The following is a 17,546-nucleotide window of genomic DNA, read 5'->3' on the forward strand; positions in this document are numbered from 1 at the left end:
CCTCCAAATAATTTCTCAATCGATATCCGACAACTTGTCATGCTTTGTCCACTTCCTTGCATATACTTCATTGTAATCGATTGATAGTGATTTGAGAAGGCAGGGACAAAAATGACTAAGTTTCTTAGAGGAACCATTATTCTAATGGTTGCTGGATTAATAACAAGACTTCTTGGATTTATCAATAGAATTGTCATCGCAAGAATGATTGGTGCTGAAGGCGTAGGGTTATTTATGATGTCATTTCCGACCCTTATTCTTGTTATCACTTTAACTCAGATGGGATTGCCTGTCGCAATTTCAAAGGCAGTCGCGGAAGCAGAAGCTAGAGGAGACAGAAAAAAAATCAAAAAAATACTTGCTGTCTCTCTGGCTGTAACAGGAGCATTATCCATTATTTTTACACCAGCATTAATTTTATTAGCCCCGTATTTGTCAAATGCACTTTTTACTGACCAAAGGACCTTATATCCTTTAATAGCCATTTCTCCTATTATTCCAATAGTGGCTGTTTCTTCCGTTATAAGGGGTTATTTCCAAGGAAAGCAAAATATGAAGCCTGCTGCAATTTCACAAGTGATAGAGCAGGTATTAAGAATTGCTTTAATTGCATTTTTCGCGAAAAAGTTTGTACCACTTGGAATAGAGTATGCCGCTGCCGCTGCTATGGGTGCCTCTGTCCTTGGAGAGTTAGCATCCCTAGCCTATTTATTTATGATATTTAAAGTAAAGAAAAGGTTCCCTGTCAGGAAAAATTTTTTCAAATCTTTAAAGTCTGGTAGACAGACTTTAAACGAATTAATGGAGGTTGCTTTACCCGCAACAGGCAGCAGAATGATCGGATCACTTGCTTGGTTTTTTGAGCCAATTGTTGTTTCCCATAGCTTACTCCTTGCTGGAGTTGCAGCAGGGGTTGCAACGAAGCAATACGGATTATTGACTGGATATGCACTTCCGTTACTTATGCTACCTTCTTTCGTAACATACTCGTTGTCCACTTCGCTCGTACCTGCCATTAGTGAAGCAAATGCTTATCGTAATTATAAACTTGTAGAGCACAGACTACAGCAAGCATTAAGGTTTGCTTTACTAACAGGTGGACTAGCCGTTGTGGTTTTATATGTATTCGCTAAGCCACTCATGACCTTAATGTATGGATCACCAAGTGGTTATGGATTTATTAAATTAATGGCCCCATTCTTTATATTCCATTACTACCAAGGACCCCTGCAGGCTATTCTACAGGCATTAGATTTAGCGAGGGCTGCTATGATTAATAGTCTTATTGGTGCTATTTTTAAAATAATCGTCATTTTCGCCTTTGCTTCTCAATCACAATTTGGAATTAATGGGGCGGCATTAGGTATTGCAGCAGGCACTGTTCTTGTTACAATGCTGCATTTTGCTACAGTTCTGAAAAAAATACAATTTACTATTTATTTGTTGGAATACGGGAAATTCATAATCGCTACAGTTCTAGCTGGTATTGCCGGTACAATTTGTTACAAGACAATTTTAATAGATCAACCTGAAGTAATTCGTCTATTGACTGGAATCAGCATTATCACTGTAACATATCTTCTACTATCTATTTTGTTTAAGTTATTAACTAAGAATGATTTATTAAGGATTCCTTTCATCAATCGCTTTATTCGATAGCTCTGATCCTACTTAGGATCAATATAATCAATGAAAAATTTTCCATCCTGAAAACTACAGAAAGATATTTGATCTATTTGATTGTGACCACGAGCATCTAGTTCTTTTCTAAGCCAAACTTCATCTTTTTGCATTTTTTCTAAATGGTCTTGCTGAATTTTACCATTTAATATAATGGGAAGGGTATACGTGGCTGGTTTCTTTTTATTAGATTTTTTTATAATTGAAAGTTCACCTGAAGTTTCAAGTATCGCGAATTCGACATCGGCAATATTCGTTATATCTTTCGTTCTAAGCTGCATCAGTAAATCATCAAAGTTATAACGTAGTTTTTTCATCATATTTTCATCGATTTTGCCATTACTTATGATTAAAGACGGCTTTCCATCAATGATTTTCCTAAATTTTCGACTCTTTAAAGATAAAAAAGCCATAAACATTTGGATTATCATAAGCAAAGCCATCGGAACAAGCGTATGAAAAATAGAATCTTTATGTTGTTCAATTGCGATAACCGCCATTTCACCTAACATAATAAATACAACAAGATCCAGTACACTTAACTCTCCTATTTCTCGTTTACCCATAATCCTAAAGATCAAGAGAATCACTACATACAAAAGTAAAGTACGAAATATTATGATTAAGTAATTTTCCATTTCATTTTCCTCCTCATTCATTACGCAATTTTTAGTATGTCCTATTAAATAAGAAAAATTGAGGAAAAAACATTCTAAAAACAAAGTAAATGAATAAGCATGTACAGAGATGAGTCAGTAGAGAAAAACGGAAGGAGTGAAGAATTATAGAAGCAAAAAAACTTGGAGTATCCATTTTATATGGAGTCATTGCTATCTTACTTTTAGGTGTAATAACAAGCGTGATTTTTTCCCTCATCCTCCAATTTACAGAAACTCAAGAAAAATCTATCAGCTTGCTGATCACTATCATTTCCTTCTTCTCGGTGTTTGCAGGTGGATTCGTTTGTGGGGGAAAAGGTAAACAAAAAGGATGGTTAATAGGAGGAACGACAGGTCTTGTCTATAGTCTGTTAATTTTTTTGTATCAATATTTAGGTCACAGCTCTATTTTTACATTAGAACAGTTAATCTACCATATTTGCTATATTTTAACTGCTATGATGGGAGGAGTACTAGGCGTAAATATTATATCTGGACCTGTTCACAATTAAATAGTGGCAAAGCATTATATCTTTTTAGTTATAGCAATATTTATTAATTTTTCTAAAGGACTAGCTTTCTTGCTAGAAAACTAATGGACTTATTCTTATATTTAACAATATATTAACTGGAACCCTTTATCATAGCAATAATTACAGTAATTTCCTTCGAGACTTTTAGATACGAAATCTATCTGGTTTAGGAAACCAACGATATCTTTGGTGACCTTATGAATGTGAAATTAACAAAGGCTTTGGCTTCAATCCAATCTTTGGTGACCTTTCATCTCGGCTTAGATCACAATTCCGACCTTGGCAGATCTTTCAAACAATTGATGATTAATGATTGTGTTATTAATACTTACAACCAAATCAACGAACGAAAAAAGAAGCAGTCAATTCTATTGACTTGCTTCTTTTTAAATTCATTGTTATTTTCCAGCAGCAGACTCGACTACATCGCGAATAGCAGCACGATCATATGTAAGCCTACTTCCATCGCCACATTTAATGACGACTTTTCCTTCATCGATAGCATCTACAATACCATGAAGTCCACCAATGGTGACAATCTTGTCCCCTTTTTGCAAATTACTTTGCATGTTTTGAACAGCTTTCTGACGTTTTTGATTTGGTCTTATTAGCAAGAAATAAAACAATACAAACATCAGTATAAAAGGCGATAATCCTATTAATGTTTCCATTTTTCAATTTCCCCTCCTTCATTACTATACTTATTAGAAATTTTTCGCGTCCGGAAGATTGAATCCATATCGCTCAAAAAATTCTTCTCTGAAGTCACCAAGACGATCTTCTTTAATCGCATTCCTGACTTGCTTCATCAATTTTAACAGAAAATATAAATTATGGTAAGTCGTAAGTCTAATTCCGAACGTTTCGTCACATTTTATTAAATGCCTTATATAAGCACGAGAGTAATTTCTACAAGTATAACAATCACAATTTTCGTCAAGGGGTCCAAAATCCTTTGCAAATGCAGCATTTTTAATAACTAATCTGCCATTGCTTGTCATACATGTTCCGTTTCTAGCTATTCTCGTTGGCAAAACACAATCGAACATATCAACACCACGAATAGCACCGTCAATTAATGAATCCGGAGAACCAACACCCATTAAGTATCTTGGTTTATCGTTTGGTAATAGTGGAGTAGTAAATTCCAATACTCTATTCATTACATCTTTTGGTTCACCGACCGACAATCCACCAATAGCATAGCCAGGAAAATCTAAGGAGACTAAATCCTTTGCACTTTGCGTTCTTAAGTCTTCGAATTCTCCGCCTTGGACAATCCCAAATAAACCCTGGTCCTCTGGTCTTTTGTGTGCCTTTAGACATCTTTCAGCCCATCGTGAAGTACGCTCCACTGATTTTTTCATATACTCGTGTGTAGCAGGGAAAGGAGGACATTCATCAAAAGCCATCATAATATCCGAACCAAGTGCATTTTGAATTTCCATTGCTTTTTCAGGTGATAAAAATAATTTATCTCCGTTTAAATGATTACGAAAATGAACGCCTTCTTCTTCTATTTTTCTAAACTCACTTAAAGAAAAAACTTGAAAGCCACCTGAATCTGTAAGAATAGCTTGATCCCAATTCATAAATGAGTGAAGACCGCCTGCTTCCTTGACAATATCATGTCCTGGACGCAGCCAAAGATGATATGTATTACTAAGAATTACTCCTGCTCCCATTTCCTTCAATTCTTCTGGAGACATCGTTTTAACCGTTGCAAGCGTCCCAACAGGCATAAACATCGGAGTTTCATAAGACCCATGAGGTGTATGAATGATTCCTAGGCGAGCTCCGGTTTGTTTACATGTTTTAATTAATTCGTATTTTATCGCAGTCAAGCAATTCATTTCCTTTCTACATATCCTAAATGATTAACATTGCATCTCCAAAACTAAAGAAACGATATCGCTCTTTAACAGCTTCGTTATATGCATTTAATACGTTTTCTCTACCAGCTAAGGCACTCACTAGCATAATCAAAGTGGACATAGGCAAGTGAAAATTTGTAATCATTCCATCAATCGCTTTAAATGTATAACCTGGATAGATGAAAATATCTGTCCAACCACTGCCTGCTTTAAATTGTGAATTACTACTAGCGTTCGTTTCTAACGTCCTTGTTGAAGTTGTACCAACCGAAATGATGCGACCACCTTGTTTCTTTACTTCATTTAATAAAGAAGCGGTCTCTTCTGAGATACTATAATATTCGGAATGCATATCATGCTCTTCGATATTTTCTACACTAACCGGGCGAAATGTTCCAAGTCCAACATGGAGAGTAATAAATGCTATGTTTACGCCCAATTTTTGAATTTCTTTAAGAAGCTCTTCTGTAAAATGGAGTCCAGCTGTAGGTGCAGCGGCTGATCCACGTTCCTTTGCATAAACAGTCTGGTAACGATCCTGATCTTCGAGCTGCTCTTTAATATATGGCGGCAAAGGCATTTTCCCAAGGGAATCAAGTATTTCGTAAAAAATGCCTTTATAACGAAATTCAAGAATTCTTCCTCCATGCTCCAGTTCTTCGATACATATTGCCTCTAAAATTCCATCTCCAAATGCAATAGTTGTCCCTTTTTTAACTCGCTTTGCAGGTTTGACAAGTGTTTCCCACCTATCCCCTTCTATTTGTTTTAATAGGAGGACTTCAATTTTTGCCCCGGTATCGTGCTTCGAGCCAAGTAATCTGGCAGGTAACACTTTCGTATCATTTAATACAAGGCAGTCACCTTTCTGTAAATACTTCAAGATATGATTAAAAGTATCATGCTTCGTTTCGCCTGTCTGCTTATCAAGAACCATCAAACGGCTAGAGGCTCGATTTTCAAGTGGCACTTGAGCAATTAATTCTTCAGGCAATTCAAAATCAAATATTTCAACTTTCATTTTCCAAGCCTCCCTACGATGTATAAAACAAATGTTAATAGAACGCTGATTATGATGGAGGTCATTATAGGAAAGAAAAATGTTGTATTTCCTTTTTTAATAACAATATCACCTGGAAGTTTTCCAATTTTTACAAACTGAATCAAAAAACCAATTAAAAAAATTGCTCCACCAATAAACATTAGCATTTTGGACATACCATTCATTTATGTGGTACCTCCAGCTTAAAATGATTGTACACTAGAGGAGTAACAATTCTCCCCCTAGGAGTCCGTTGTAAAAAACCTATTTGTAATAAATATGGTTCGTATACATCTTCAATGGTTGCTGCTTCTTCTCCTATACTAGCAGCTATAGTGTCGATTCCAACCGGACCACCCCTGAATTTTTCAATCATTCCCTTTAGTAGCTTATGATCGATATTATCCAATCCCAGTCGGTCTACTTGCAAAAGTTCAAGAGCCTCATCTGCAAGGATAAGTGAAATAATACCGTTCGCCCTTACTTGCGCAAAATCCCTTACTCTTCTAAGAAGTCTATTGGCAATCCTAGGTGTCCCCCGCGACCTTCTTGCGATTTCAACTGCAGCATTCCAGTCAATATCCGTATCTAAGATTTGTGCGGTTCTTACAATGATGTCCGTTAATTGCTCCTCATTATAATACTCCAGCCTGCTCAACACACCAAAACGGTCCCGAAGCGGCGCAGAAACAGCTCCTGCACGCGTCGTCGCACCTACTAGAGTAAAAGGAGGTAAATCCAATCTTACGGATCTAGATTCCGGTCCTTTCCCAATTACAATATCTAAGCAATAATCCTCCATTGCTGGATATAGCACTTCTTCAATTGCACGCGGCAACCGATGAATTTCATCTATGAACAATACTTCACCTGGTTCAAGAGATGTCAAAATTGCTGCAAGATCACCAGGTCGTTCGATCGCTGGGCCTGAAGTGGTTCTTACATTTACTCCCATTTCGTTCGCTATCACCACAGCTAATGTCGTTTTTCCGAGCCCTGGTGGACCATACAATAAGACATGATCCAATGTTTCCTTTCTCATTTTTGCAGCTTCAATAAATACAGCCAAGTTACTTTTAACTTTATCTTGGCCAATATATTGAGACAACTTTTGGGGGCGGAGACTTTGCTCGAAAGAAAGATCATTACTCATAGCTTCGCTAGACAGCACTCTTTCTTCCATTTTTTTCTACATCCCTTCTATTAAGTCATTAGCATTTGTAATGCTTGTTTAATATATTGGTCCGTTGTCATATCTTTATCTTGTAATTTCGGAGCAACTTTCTTTAACTCCCGATCTGAATATCCTAAGGCAGCAAGCGCGAGCATTGCTTCCTCTAACGCTTCGTTATTTTCATCATCGGTAGAGATTGATTTCATATTTTCAGTAGGAAGATATGATGTTTCGTCAGCTAAAACATCATGCAATTTACCTTTTAAATCAAGAATCATTTGTCTGGCCGTTTTTTTTCCGACCCCTGGAAACTTAACTAAAAATTTCTCATCTTCATTTTCAATTGCTCGAATGACTTGTGATGGCTCCCCATATGCTAGTATTGCCAATGCCCCTTTTGGTCCAATACCAGAAACGCCAATTAATTTACGAAACATTAACTTTTCTTCCATAGAAGGAAAACCATATAAGGCAATAATATCTTCTCGAACGTGCTGGTAAGTATATATAATAGTCTGAGTCCCTTTTTTACTAGAAAAAACATAAGGATTAGGAGTCAAAACTTGATAACCAATGCCATTATTCTCTATTACAATATATTCTGGACCTGTATATTCTACAGTGCCTTTTATGTATTCGTACAATGCTTTCTCTCCTCATTCATGCTATCCATCATTGTACCATATAATTCATATTTTCTTATACTAAAAAAACATATGTTCCATCTATGTTTAAAATAATTTAGATTTGGGTATTGTTAATTCAACATTGTCTACCGCATGATGTTCCTTAACCCTACCACTAATCAGGTCAATACTTCTTTTTAGGAGGAAATCGATCATGAAAAAAAATGTTGTTGGTGTATTTGCATCTAGTTTTGAGGCTTTGCGCACAATTGATTCAATGAAACAAGATGGGATTGATAGGAGTCATATTTACGTCATTGCCCATGATGATTACGAAACAAGGATAATTGAAGAAAAGTCAGGTGTGGCAGTCGATCATAACATTACTGAAGAAGAAAATCGTGGGTTTTGGAATGAATTAAAATCATTCTTTACAGGAAATTCAAGTGAATACTCCGCCTATTCAGATTACCTGCTTAGTCTTGGAATGACCCAGTACGATGTCGAACAATATGCGAAAGAAGTGGAAGGCGGAAAAATTCTTGTTTTGGTAGATAGTGAATATGATGAAGGCAGGACAGGGGTTTTAACATCGGAGAATGTTTCTGAAAGAACACATGCAGTCGAAAGGCATTTACCTTCGGACGATGAAATGTTGGATGATTCAGCAGTTGGCTTGTTTGAGGAAGAACAAACAACTTTGGATCAGGGTGAAGTCAGAGATCCGCTTTATGGTGCCGATAATAAGCAAATCCGCCAGAAAGAATATGAGGAAGAAGAAAATCCTTTTTATGATCGCTAAAAGTTGAGTCTTGTTTAGCATTATACACGCCTGCAGTATGCTGAGCCGTCGATTCACTATAGAACGAAGAACTTATCTACGCTCCTTATTTGGAATCTGAAGACATAATCGAAATACATTCCCTTGGCAAGCCGAAGTTGATACCGAAAAATTTGTAGGCACTATGCGGTGGAGCAAACAAAACGAACCTATTACTTACGCAGATGAGAACAATAGGTAGTTTGCTAGTGGACGACTGCTTGGGCTAGATGGAAACTAGCTTATAAAATATATTTACATTGTAATAAATGTTTCCTAATTCATTTTTTAAGAGAAGAAACCATCAATTTGGCTTCTTCTCTTTTTGCTTTTCCAATGAATATTGCTTCATTGTTTCCAATACTTCCGTATATATTTCTTTAGTCTTAACTGGTATACCTTGTTTAAGCTGTAAATGCTTCTTTCCCTCAAGCTTCTTAATATCTATTTGAAAAAAAGATTGAATGATATCCGCCTGTTCTGGACTGCCATTAAAGATGGTTAATGTACCATCCTCTGTAATACCAAAAAATCCATTTAGTTTTAAAAGTGGTGAAATATCATCAACAATTGTTTCAAATACTAATTTATCTTCATCCATATCTACAAGTTGCCAAGCTTCATATTTTGCCCAAAAATCTTCAAGAGCCCAGATGGTTTCTTGAACTGTTTCTTCACTTATTTCGCCATCCAGATATTTTCTTTTTAATACAACATTTAATAAAAGAGGGTCTTCATTCCCGAACTTATTGTTTATGCGATTTTCCGCGTTTGACCCGTCTTCTGTTTCAACTGTATATCCCCATGTATTCTGATTTGGACTATTACCGCCAATAAACATCAAACAAATCATTAGCAGCATGGCGATAAACTTCATACGGATCACCTCTATAGCATTAGAATATTACTTTCTAAGCTTAGAGTACCCATATTTTAACATAAATATCCGATATTTTTAGGATCCATATCAAGGAGATAATTGTCCATATTGGTGCTCTTTCTAGTTTAATCAATTTGCCATATATCAAAAAATTATTTACTAGTAGGGAAACTATTATTTTCTACAATATTTATTATTCTTTCATAAAACGCTAGTCTTTCTTTATATCGTTCGAAAGTCAGTTGTTTTACATAATTCCACTTTTTGGACTTTACTTCTAGTTGTGAATTAGAATAAAAAATCCATTCCCTAAAAATATCGGTTGGATACACAAGTGCAGCTAAAAAAGGGCGAACATTTTGCAAATGCCTTAATTTCTCAAAACTAAATAATCGATCTTCATTCCATTCCAGTGATGGTAGAATTCGATTACTAAATTGCAAAAAATCAATTTGGGGAGGAGCTATACTGATTAAGTCAAAATCAATCATGTAAACTTCTCCATTTTTTCCTTTAATAAAATTATGACTTGCCACATCACCGTGAATGATACAGAACGGCTCTTCATGAAAATATGACTTATGTTCCTGCATTTGTTGTAGTGCCCAAGAACCATATTGAGCTAACCTGTTCAAATGTGAGTATACTGGGTTAAATCTATGTAGATTGATAAAAGTAAAATAGTCAACTAGTCTCTTTTCCCATTTAGCAAGTTGTTTAAAGATTGGTAAGTGCTCAATGAAAGACGGAACAATCTTACTTGTTGCCGTATGAAACTGAACAATTGCTTCCAGGGCAACTTCAATATTTTTTTCGCTATTATAATGAAAAGAGCCACTTTCATTTGACTCAATATACTGCATAAGTCCATAAATGCGATCATCAATTTGAAATATATCAGGAAAAAAAGAGTACGTTTGAGCATACCCTTTTTGTTTTAACTCTTTCGAGAAGGTAATTTGGACGGATAATTTATATTTGGAGGGAAACTCCTTTAGTACCCAGGATTGATTGGATGATGATAAAAGCCAAACTCCATGTTTTATTTGTTTTATTTGTGTAAACGGTATACTCGTGTTTTTTTTCATAAAAAGAAGGAGACGGTCATTCAATCCGTCTCGATCCTTTATAAAATCTTTATTCATCTCCATTGCCTTCATCATGACGGACTGGCATAGAATATGCATTAGCATGGTCTGATGGCAATACCGAACCATATGGATGTATTGGTTGTGCATATACCTGCCTCATGTATGGGTGTGGCGCATAATATTGGCCGCCTCCACATCCGCAATTTCCTGGCATTCCTACATTTGTGTATGCAGGTGCTACACTAGGCATTACTGGATATCCTTCAGCTACTGGAGCCTGAGCGTAAGTCATTTGATAACCATGATAAGGCATAGTTGGTTGGGCAGCTGGCATTACGGCTTCTGGAGATTGCCCATAATACATTCCAGGATGACTTGATGACTCATCATGCCAATGTGGGACTCCAGCTTCATATCCAGTAGTTGGAACTCCTGGCATTGCAGCTGGTTGAACAGCCATTGGTTGCATCATCGCTCCTTGAACTTGAGGCATCATTTGTGGTTGATACCCATATCCATAAGGATTATAGCAAGGATCACAGATAGGCATTACTGGATAGCAGTAGTTATATGCTGGTTGTTGAACGTGCATAACTGGCATAACTGGCATCTCAACCGGCATTTCTTTTGGAACTTCCTCTTTTTGCTGTTGTACTTGAGTCTGAGATTGTTGCATATTCATCATATAATAATTACTAATGTCGATTTCAGGCAGTGGCTGGGGCATCACAGGTTGGTAAATTGGATATGGCTTTTCTTTTATAATCTCCTTTGTTGGTTGCACGATTGGAACCGGAACCTCCTTTTTTTGAATAGCTTCTACTTTAGGCATTTCCTTCGGTACGTGGTGCGGGATATGCTGTTCTTTTGGTACATGTTGTGGGACGTGCTGTTCTTTTGGTACATGATGTGGAACATGGTGTTCTTTCCCCGCACTTCCACTAGGCACTTTTATCTTCATGCCGGGCATGATCATATCTGGATTTGATAATTGGGCATTCATCTTTTTTAACTCTTCAAAATCCACTCCATATTTTTTTGCGATTTTCCAAAGAGTTTCTCCTTTTTGCGCAATATGGATTTTCACACATTTCCCCTCCTCAGACATAAGTCCATATAGTGTATGAATATATAGGCAAATTGCTAATAATCTTCACAAAAACTTATGATAATTAAACCAATTTTATGCTCGAGTACCTTGAAAAGAACGAGATATCTTATCTAAAAAGCTATGGAAAATATGGTATTATGTACTTTATAGAAGTTGGAACGGAGGAAAAATAATGGAGGAATCAAAAAAATTAAATGGTGATGAAAGGAGAGAAATGCTCCTCTCACTTTTAAAGGAAAGCGTCACACCTATTACAGGTAGCAGGTTAGCACAAATTGCGAATGTTAGTAGACAAGTCATTGTAGGAGATATTACATTATTAAAAGCTAAAGAAGAACCAATCATAGCAACAAGTCAAGGATATTTGTATATGAACTTGAATCCCGTTACTAAAACTTTTGAAAAAACAATTGCATGTCTCCATACACGTGAACAAACTGAAGAAGAGTTAAATATTATCGTTGATCATGGGGTAACAGTAAAAGATGTAAAAGTGGAACATCCTGTATATGGAGATCTCACCGCTTCTATCATGGTTTCAAATAGACAGGAAGTGCAAACATTTCTTAGTAAGATTAGAGAAACAAATGCCAACTTATTAGCAGACTTAACATTAGGGATTCACCTACATACGTTATCATCCTCAAGTGAAGAAGCAATCAAAAAAGCAGAAAAAGCTTTGAAAGATGCAGGGATATTAATGAATTAACAAATAGAAGCTGAAGAACTAGTCATAAACAAAAAATGATGGCTGTTCAAACTTCTTTTGACCTTAAAACTAGAAATAAAATAAACACGCTAAGAAAAGAGTAAATCTTGAAATAGTAAAAAGGTTGGATAGTCAATAACTGCTAGAACAATACATTCGTCTAAATAATAATACTCCGCTAAAACAATAAAAAACTGAGACCTATTTTAACGGTCTCAGTTTTTAGCCACCAGAGCTTAAAACATCTACTTTATCGACAAATTCCAGTCTTCTTAAACTTACTAATAACTCTTCAATATCTCCGGACATATTAGTGATATCAAGAGATAAAGTGACGTTTGCTCTTCCTTGTAAGGGAATGGTTTGGTGAATTGTTAAAACGTTGCAGGAATTTGCCGCTACAGTACCAAGCAGCTTTGAAAGAGCACCTGGTTTATCCTCAAGGAAAAAAAATAGAGAGATTATTTTTTCTTTTACAACTAAATGAAATGGGAATACAGTATCTCTATATTTATAAAAAGCACTTCGGCTTAAGTCTACTTGCTGAACCGCGTCCCAAACCGAATCTGATTTCCCACGTTCAATTAATTCCTTTGCTTCCAACGTTTTTTTCATAGCTTCTGGGAGTACGTCTTCCCGCACTAAAAAAAACTTTTGATCGTATTCTTTTTTCCCCACTTCCCTACCCCCCTATTCATAAGAAAAGCGCACGTCGCGCAGCCTTTTAGGCGACAAGCAAATGTTCTGATCCATCGAAACTCGCTTTTGACTTTTAGTAAGTCAATTTTTGACCTTGAGCAGATAGCGCCTGTCGCTAGATAACAAAAGCCAAATATAAGCGTTATGAAATATTATATTTTTTATCTGTCAAGAAAACTAATCTACAAATTCAAATTCGAATTCCAGCAGACGAATAGTATCTCCATCTTTTGCTCCTCGCAAGCGAAGTGCATCATCTACACCCAGACCTCTTAATTGACGAGCAAATCTTCTTACTGATTCGTCCCTTGAAAAATCCGTCATTTTAAATAAACGCTCGATTTGGGCTCCACTAATAACAAATGTACCATCTGGATCTCTTGAAATTGAAAATTCGTCATGAGGTTTTTCATGTTTATACATAACCCTGTTGACTGTATCATCTTCATCTATTATTTCATGAAGAGGAAATTCTGGCGTATTCTCGATTTGATCTGCAATTTCAAATAACAACTCTCTTAGACCTTGTCTAGTAATGGCTGATATTGGAAAAATTGGGTAATCTTCTTTAAGCTTTTGCTTAAATACTTCTAAATTTTCTTCTGCTTCGGGCATATCCATTTTATTGGCAACAATTATCTGTGGTCTTTCCAATAATCGAAGGTTATATTCTTTAAGCTCTTGATTGATAGTACAATAATCCTCATAAGGGTCTCTACCTTCCATTCCAGACATATCTAGTACATGTACAATGACCCTTGTCCTCTCAATATGACGTAAAAATTGGTGACCAAGTCCAATTCCTTCATGAGCACCTTCTATTAAACCAGGAAGGTCAGCCATGACGAAACTTCTCCCATCTTCAGTTTCAACAACCCCTAGATTTGGAACTATGGTAGTAAAGTGATATTCGGCTATTTTCGGCTTGGCTGCGGAAACAACCGAAAGGAGAGTAGACTTACCGACGCTCGGAAAACCTACAAGTCCAACATCAGCCAAAACTTTCAGTTCTAGAATAATATTTCTTTCTTGTCCCGGTTCTCCATTTTCAGCAACTTCAGGAGCTGGATTTGCCGGAGTCGCGAAACGAATATTTCCACGTCCCCCTCTCCCACCTTTTGCTATAACTGCTTGCTGTCCATGATTAACTAAATCAGCAATGATTTCTTCCGTATCTTCATCCGTGACTACTGTTCCCGGCGGAACCTTCACAATCATATCTGCTGCCCCGCGCCCATGCTGGCTTTTAGACATTCCATGTTCACCACGAGGTGCTTTAAAATGGCGCTGGTATCTAAAATCCATCAACGTTCGTAATCCTTCGTCCACTTCAAAAATAACACTGGCTCCTTTACCGCCATCTCCACCGGCTGGTCCGCCCATCGGGACATATTTTTCACGACGAAAAGCAACCATTCCATTTCCGCCGTCTCCGCCTTTAACGTATATCTTCACCTGATCTACAAACATAAATCTAACACTCCAATCTAAACGTCCAATTAGAAAAACACATCTATTACCATTTCCGAATCCGTTATTTCTTGAATATTAACGTCATTTGGGAAACTCTTTTCTTCTTTTAACCATCCAATTATATCGGACGAATTTTCAAAAGACCCATTGAAATGAAACTGAAAATAAATTTGAGCATCACGTTGTTCTATTGTAATATACAAATGATTTTCAAAGAGAGGGTTAGCGCAACGATTAAGCTCATCAAAAAAACTCCGAGTCCAATTTGTCAAGGCTATATCATCTATATAATCTGTCCGAATATTATCCAATATTTCATATTCAATTTTAAAAGCATATTTCCCCCAATTATGTGTTAATAACATAGCAGCAAATTGAGGCAGTTTCATATTTGTTAATCTTGCTTCGTTCTGTGTATCCAAAATAATTTCATTTATAACACGTTCGGCTTGATCGAGCTTCCCAAGTGAAATGTAAGCTTTAATTAACTGAATCCTATTTAACCAATCATGTCGAGTATTCTGAATCACATTTAATATATCACTCATCATTATTTCCTCTCTGTCCAACTTCAATCGTTATTATAGTATAACAGATATTGCCATGTGAGGAAGTATTTTTAGAAGCACCTTGTAAGAAAAGTGCAATAGTCTGATACATTTTGCAAATAAATGTTCTTATTAATAAAATCTATTTTCACTTTTAATTCTTTAAATTTTAAGTGAAAGCCAATAGCTCATGAAGTCTAAAAGTAAAATCAAGAATATTGTTCTTATATCATTACTTGTAAAAAAGAGAAAAAGCCCTAACCCGTTTAAGGTTAGAGCTTTGTTTTCTAGCTACATTATTGAGCCTTAGGATAAACACTTACTTTTTTCTTGTCACGACCAAAGCGTTCGAAACGAACGACGCCGTCGATTTTAGCAAAAAGAGTGTCGTCGCTTCCGCGGCCTACGTTTTCACCTGGGTGAATTTTTGTTCCACGTTGACGGTATAAAATAGATCCGCCAGAAACAAATTGACCGTCTGCACGCTTAGCACCAAGACGCTTAGCTTCTGAATCACGTCCGTTTTTAGTAGAACCTACCCCTTTTTTGGATGCAAAAAACTGAAGATCCAATCTTAGCATTTGTTCCACCTCCTGTTTATGAAAAGGATATTTTTATATAATCTTGATAATCTCTTTCAATCGTTTGAAGAGAAATAATCATACCTTCAAGTAAAAGTTGGACTTGATTAAAGGATTCGTCAGTCGATTCGGTATGAAATGAACATTTCAAAAAACCACTCTCTGACTGCTCAATCTCTGGTTCAATACCAGTTAAAGCAATTATGGCATTCACACTGCCAAAAGCAACAGCAGATGCTCCTGCACAAACGATATCCTTCCCTTTATCGGCGAAATCAGCGTGTCCGTCCATCGTGAAGGATCTGATCTTACCATCGTACGTTTTTTCGACGTTTACGAAAATCATAAGACAGCCGCCTTATGCGTTGATTTTTTCAACGACAACTTTTGTGTATGGCTGACGATGACCTTGTTTTTTGTGGTAGTTTTTCTTTGACTTGTATTTGAATACAACGATTTTTTTCGCACGGCCTTGTTTTTCAACTTTAGCTGTAACTGTTGCACCTTCTACAAATGGGCTACCTACTTTTACGTTTTCGCCGCCTACAAAAAGAACTTTGTCAAAAGTGAATGTTTCACCTTCAGTGACATCCAACTTTTCAATGTAGATTGCTTGGCCTTCTTCAACTTTTAATTGTTTTCCACCAGTTTCAATGATTGCGTACACGAACTGCACCTCCTTAATAGACTAAGACTCGCCAGATTCAGGTGTTTTATTAGTCAAATCCTATAAATTGGTGATTTGACATAATAAAAATCTTATGTACCTGTGCTGAGCGGTTGTAGCACGGGTGCTACAAACTAACATGAAAATACTATCATATGCGGATATGCATGTCAACAGCTTTCGATTTTAGATTTGCCGATTTACCCTAGTTTGACACGAATCTTTATCATCTAGGAGACCATCTTTTTTGTCAATTTTGAAGAATAGGTCTTGAGATTTTACAAATAGTTTGCGTTAGTAAGCGAGGTTGTAGAAGGCACCTATCCAAAAATCCTTTTATAAAATGATTCACTATGCCATTATCAGAGCCTTTTCCTTTGTTATCTCCCATTTCAACTCTTTCCCAGCTACAAATCTCTTTAACTCCTCCAGCATGTACGCTCCCATGCGATGGCATTCTCCCGACATGGATCCTGCGATATGCGGTGTTAATATAACATTATCTAAAGTATAAAGTAGAGAACCTTCTATTGGCGGCTCGGGATACGTAACATCAAGAATAGCGAAAAGATCAGGTCGTGTTTTTAGAACATCGATCATTTCCGGTTCATTAACAATTGCACCTCTTGAGGTGTTGATGAAGGTCGCATTTTGCTTCATGGAGGATAAAAGCTCGCCATTAATTAAGCCTTCCGTTTCTTTTAACCAAGGTGTATGTACAGAGACGACATCTGAGTGTCTGAAAACTTCTTCGAGGCTGCATAGTTCTAAATTTAATTTTTCTGCTTCTTTTTGTGATATATAAGGATCATACGCAATAACACGGACATCAAATGGCTTCAACAGTTCACATACTTTTTTCCCAATCATTCCAAGGGATACGATTCCAACCGTTGTACCATATGCGCCTGGAACATCTACCCTATTAACATGATTCTGTTGTTTCTTCGATTGAATGACAAAATACCATCCACGTTTTAACGAGAATAAAATTTGGGAAAGTGTAAATTCCACCACAGGCTCGGCATTAGCAGCATAAGCACTTGTCATTTTAATGTTACGCTCCCAAAATTCATCCGTTACTATGGATTTAACAGAGCCCGCCCCATAGAAAACAGCTTTTAAGTTGGGAGCTGCAGATAATAATTCATTGTCAAAAATTGGTGATCCCCAACCAGTGAAAATAACATCAGCATTTTTTAATAAAGTTATGTTTTGCCTAATTGTTAGCCTCGTTTGAGGTGGGGCGTAAATATTAACTAGCTTTCCAATCTCTTCATATGTACTTCCATAAATTAAGTCAAAGTCATCTAAAATATATAATCCTTGAAGCACTCCAATTCCTTCTTTCGTTAAGTAAATGGAACTAAGGGAGAAGG

21 protein-coding genes and 1 other annotated feature are annotated in these 17,546 nt (G+C 36.6%); of the genes, 4 read left to right on the forward strand and 17 right to left on the reverse strand.

What is annotated here, in order from left to right; all coding sequences use genetic code 11:
• The first annotated feature begins 111 nt into the window (after positions 1 to 111).
• Complete coding sequence (gene spoVB, locus MT489_RS05645; protein ID WP_244680499.1) at positions 112 to 1,659, forward strand: stage V sporulation protein B; 1,548 nt, start codon at positions 112 to 114, stop codon at positions 1,657 to 1,659.
• 8 nt (positions 1,660 to 1,667) lie between these two features.
• Here the strand turns inward: spoVB and MT489_RS05650 are convergent, their stop codons facing one another.
• Positions 1,668 to 2,318, reverse strand: coding sequence for a DUF421 domain-containing protein (locus MT489_RS05650; RefSeq protein WP_244680500.1), 651 nt, complete (start codon positions 2,316 to 2,318; stop codon positions 1,668 to 1,670).
• A 173-nt stretch (positions 2,319 to 2,491) separates the two neighbouring features.
• Between MT489_RS05650 and MT489_RS05655 the strand changes: the two genes are divergently transcribed.
• Entirely contained in the window at positions 2,492 to 2,851 is a 360-nt protein-coding gene (locus MT489_RS05655) for a TIGR04086 family membrane protein (protein ID WP_307415248.1), read from the forward strand.
• Positions 2,852 to 3,270: 419 nt separating this feature from the next.
• Here MT489_RS05655 and yajC read toward each other — a convergent pair whose 3' ends face one another.
• From yajC to ruvA, 6 genes are read right to left on the reverse strand one after another with little or no spacing between them, the layout of a single operon-like run.
• Positions 3,271 to 3,543, reverse strand: a complete 273-nt coding sequence (gene yajC / locus MT489_RS05660; RefSeq protein ID WP_244680501.1) for a preprotein translocase subunit YajC — start codon at positions 3,541 to 3,543, stop codon at positions 3,271 to 3,273.
• Positions 3,544 to 3,576: 33 nt separating this feature from the next.
• A complete protein-coding gene (gene tgt / locus MT489_RS05665) occupies positions 3,577 to 4,716 on the reverse strand; it encodes a tRNA guanosine(34) transglycosylase Tgt (protein ID WP_244680502.1) in 1,140 nt (379 codons plus the stop codon).
• A gap of 25 nt (positions 4,717 to 4,741) precedes the next feature.
• On the reverse strand, positions 4,742 to 5,767 hold the full coding sequence (queA, locus tag MT489_RS05670; protein ID WP_244680503.1) for a tRNA preQ1(34) S-adenosylmethionine ribosyltransferase-isomerase QueA: 1,026 nt from the start codon (positions 5,765 to 5,767) through the stop codon (positions 4,742 to 4,744).
• Positions 5,764 to 5,973: a DUF2905 domain-containing protein gene (locus tag MT489_RS05675; protein WP_244680504.1), complete on the reverse strand. Its 210-nt coding sequence runs from the start codon at positions 5,971 to 5,973 to the stop codon at positions 5,764 to 5,766. The genes queA and MT489_RS05675 overlap by 4 nt, the downstream gene beginning before the upstream one ends.
• Positions 5,970 to 6,971 carry a Holliday junction branch migration DNA helicase RuvB gene (gene ruvB / locus MT489_RS05680; RefSeq protein ID WP_244680505.1) on the reverse strand — a complete coding sequence of 334 codons (1,002 nt, stop codon included), beginning with the start codon at positions 6,969 to 6,971 and terminating at the stop codon, positions 5,970 to 5,972. Before ruvB ends, MT489_RS05675 begins: the two co-directional genes overlap by 4 nt.
• 20 nt (positions 6,972 to 6,991) lie before the next feature.
• Positions 6,992 to 7,606 carry a Holliday junction branch migration protein RuvA gene (gene ruvA, locus MT489_RS05685; protein WP_244680506.1) on the reverse strand — a complete coding sequence of 205 codons (615 nt, stop codon included), beginning with the start codon at positions 7,604 to 7,606 and terminating at the stop codon, positions 6,992 to 6,994.
• A gap of 196 nt (positions 7,607 to 7,802) precedes the next feature.
• Between ruvA and MT489_RS05690 the strand changes: the two genes are divergently transcribed.
• Positions 7,803 to 8,390: a YflT domain-containing protein gene (locus tag MT489_RS05690; RefSeq protein WP_244680507.1), complete on the forward strand. Its 588-nt coding sequence runs from the start codon at positions 7,803 to 7,805 to the stop codon at positions 8,388 to 8,390.
• Positions 8,391 to 8,712: 322 nt separating this feature from the next.
• Here MT489_RS05690 and MT489_RS05695 read toward each other — a convergent pair whose 3' ends face one another.
• The 3 genes from MT489_RS05695 to safA all read right to left on the reverse strand — a co-directional run bounded on the left by MT489_RS05695 (position 8,713) and on the right by safA (position 11,466).
• The gene (locus MT489_RS05695) at positions 8,713 to 9,285 is read right to left on the reverse strand and encodes an intercompartmental signaling factor BofC (RefSeq protein WP_244680508.1); all 573 of its coding nucleotides are present in this window, start codon (positions 9,283 to 9,285) and stop codon (positions 8,713 to 8,715) included.
• Positions 9,286 to 9,440: 155 nt separating this feature from the next.
• Positions 9,441 to 10,433, reverse strand: coding sequence for a phosphotransferase (locus MT489_RS05700; RefSeq protein WP_244680509.1), 993 nt, complete (start codon positions 10,431 to 10,433; stop codon positions 9,441 to 9,443).
• Positions 10,426 to 11,466, reverse strand: coding sequence for a SafA/ExsA family spore coat assembly protein (gene safA, locus MT489_RS05705; RefSeq protein WP_244680510.1), 1,041 nt, complete (start codon positions 11,464 to 11,466; stop codon positions 10,426 to 10,428). The genes MT489_RS05700 and safA overlap by 8 nt, the downstream gene beginning before the upstream one ends.
• Positions 11,467 to 11,662: 196 nt before the next feature.
• Between safA and MT489_RS05710 the strand changes: the two genes are divergently transcribed.
• Entirely contained in the window at positions 11,663 to 12,199 is a 537-nt protein-coding gene (locus tag MT489_RS05710) for a transcription repressor NadR (protein ID WP_244680511.1), read from the forward strand.
• A 222-nt stretch (positions 12,200 to 12,421) separates the two neighbouring features.
• Here the strand turns inward: MT489_RS05710 and MT489_RS05715 are convergent, their stop codons facing one another.
• The 7 genes from MT489_RS05715 to MT489_RS05745 form a co-directional block, all read right to left on the reverse strand.
• Complete coding sequence (locus MT489_RS05715; protein ID WP_307415206.1) at positions 12,422 to 12,877, reverse strand: ACT domain-containing protein; 456 nt, start codon at positions 12,875 to 12,877, stop codon at positions 12,422 to 12,424.
• 198 nt (positions 12,878 to 13,075) lie between these two features.
• On the reverse strand, positions 13,076 to 14,368 hold the full coding sequence (gene obgE / locus MT489_RS05720) for a GTPase ObgE (protein ID WP_244680512.1): 1,293 nt from the start codon (positions 14,366 to 14,368) through the stop codon (positions 13,076 to 13,078).
• Between the two features lie 29 nt (positions 14,369 to 14,397).
• Positions 14,398 to 14,919: a Spo0B C-terminal domain-containing protein gene (locus tag MT489_RS05725; protein WP_244680513.1), complete on the reverse strand. Its 522-nt coding sequence runs from the start codon at positions 14,917 to 14,919 to the stop codon at positions 14,398 to 14,400.
• A gap of 296 nt (positions 14,920 to 15,215) precedes the next feature.
• Entirely contained in the window at positions 15,216 to 15,500 is a 285-nt protein-coding gene (gene rpmA / locus MT489_RS05730) for a 50S ribosomal protein L27 (RefSeq protein WP_213123969.1), read from the reverse strand.
• A gap of 16 nt (positions 15,501 to 15,516) precedes the next feature.
• A complete protein-coding gene (locus MT489_RS05735) occupies positions 15,517 to 15,846 on the reverse strand; it encodes a ribosomal-processing cysteine protease Prp (RefSeq protein WP_244680514.1) in 330 nt (109 codons plus the stop codon).
• 12 nt (positions 15,847 to 15,858) lie between these two features.
• The gene (rplU, locus tag MT489_RS05740) at positions 15,859 to 16,167 is read right to left on the reverse strand and encodes a 50S ribosomal protein L21 (RefSeq protein ID WP_213110446.1); all 309 of its coding nucleotides are present in this window, start codon (positions 16,165 to 16,167) and stop codon (positions 15,859 to 15,861) included.
• 14 nt (positions 16,168 to 16,181) lie between these two features.
• Positions 16,182 to 16,292, reverse strand: a sequence feature (ribosomal protein L21 leader region).
• Positions 16,293 to 16,518: 226 nt separating this feature from the next.
• Positions 16,519 to 17,502 carry a hydroxyacid dehydrogenase gene (locus tag MT489_RS05745; RefSeq protein WP_244680515.1) on the reverse strand — a complete coding sequence of 328 codons (984 nt, stop codon included), beginning with the start codon at positions 17,500 to 17,502 and terminating at the stop codon, positions 16,519 to 16,521.
• Between the last annotated feature and the right edge of the window lie 44 nt (positions 17,503 to 17,546).

The organism is Lederbergia wuyishanensis (genome assembly GCF_022900255.1).
Taxonomy (GTDB): Bacteria; Bacillota; Bacilli; order Bacillales; family Bacillaceae_C; genus Lederbergia; species Lederbergia wuyishanensis.

Excerpts from the sequence above, each read along its gene's own strand:
- spoVB (WP_244680499.1), top strand. The coding sequence starts at position 112 with ATGACTAAGTTTCTTAGAGGAACCATTATTCTAATGGTTGCTGGATTA.
- MT489_RS05650 (WP_244680500.1), bottom strand. The coding sequence starts at position 2,318 with ATGGAAAATTACTTAATCATAATATTTCGTACTTTACTTTTGTATGTA.
- yajC (WP_244680501.1), bottom strand. The coding sequence starts at position 3,543 with ATGGAAACATTAATAGGATTATCGCCTTTTATACTGATGTTTGTATTG.
- queA (WP_244680503.1), bottom strand. The coding sequence starts at position 5,767 with ATGAAAGTTGAAATATTTGATTTTGAATTGCCTGAAGAATTAATTGCT.
- MT489_RS05675 (WP_244680504.1), bottom strand. The coding sequence starts at position 5,973 with ATGAATGGTATGTCCAAAATGCTAATGTTTATTGGTGGAGCAATTTTT.
- ruvB (WP_244680505.1), bottom strand. The coding sequence starts at position 6,971 with ATGGAAGAAAGAGTGCTGTCTAGCGAAGCTATGAGTAATGATCTTTCT.
- MT489_RS05690 (WP_244680507.1), top strand. The coding sequence starts at position 7,803 with ATGAAAAAAAATGTTGTTGGTGTATTTGCATCTAGTTTTGAGGCTTTG.
- MT489_RS05695 (WP_244680508.1), bottom strand. The coding sequence starts at position 9,285 with ATGAAGTTTATCGCCATGCTGCTAATGATTTGTTTGATGTTTATTGGC.
- MT489_RS05700 (WP_244680509.1), bottom strand. The coding sequence starts at position 10,433 with ATGAATAAAGATTTTATAAAGGATCGAGACGGATTGAATGACCGTCTC.
- MT489_RS05710 (WP_244680511.1), top strand. The coding sequence starts at position 11,663 with ATGGAGGAATCAAAAAAATTAAATGGTGATGAAAGGAGAGAAATGCTC.
- obgE (WP_244680512.1), bottom strand. The coding sequence starts at position 14,368 with ATGTTTGTAGATCAGGTGAAGATATACGTTAAAGGCGGAGACGGCGGA.
- MT489_RS05725 (WP_244680513.1), bottom strand. The coding sequence starts at position 14,919 with ATGAGTGATATATTAAATGTGATTCAGAATACTCGACATGATTGGTTA.
- rpmA (WP_213123969.1), bottom strand. The coding sequence starts at position 15,500 with ATGCTAAGATTGGATCTTCAGTTTTTTGCATCCAAAAAAGGGGTAGGT.
- MT489_RS05735 (WP_244680514.1), bottom strand. The coding sequence starts at position 15,846 with ATGATTTTCGTAAACGTCGAAAAAACGTACGATGGTAAGATCAGATCC.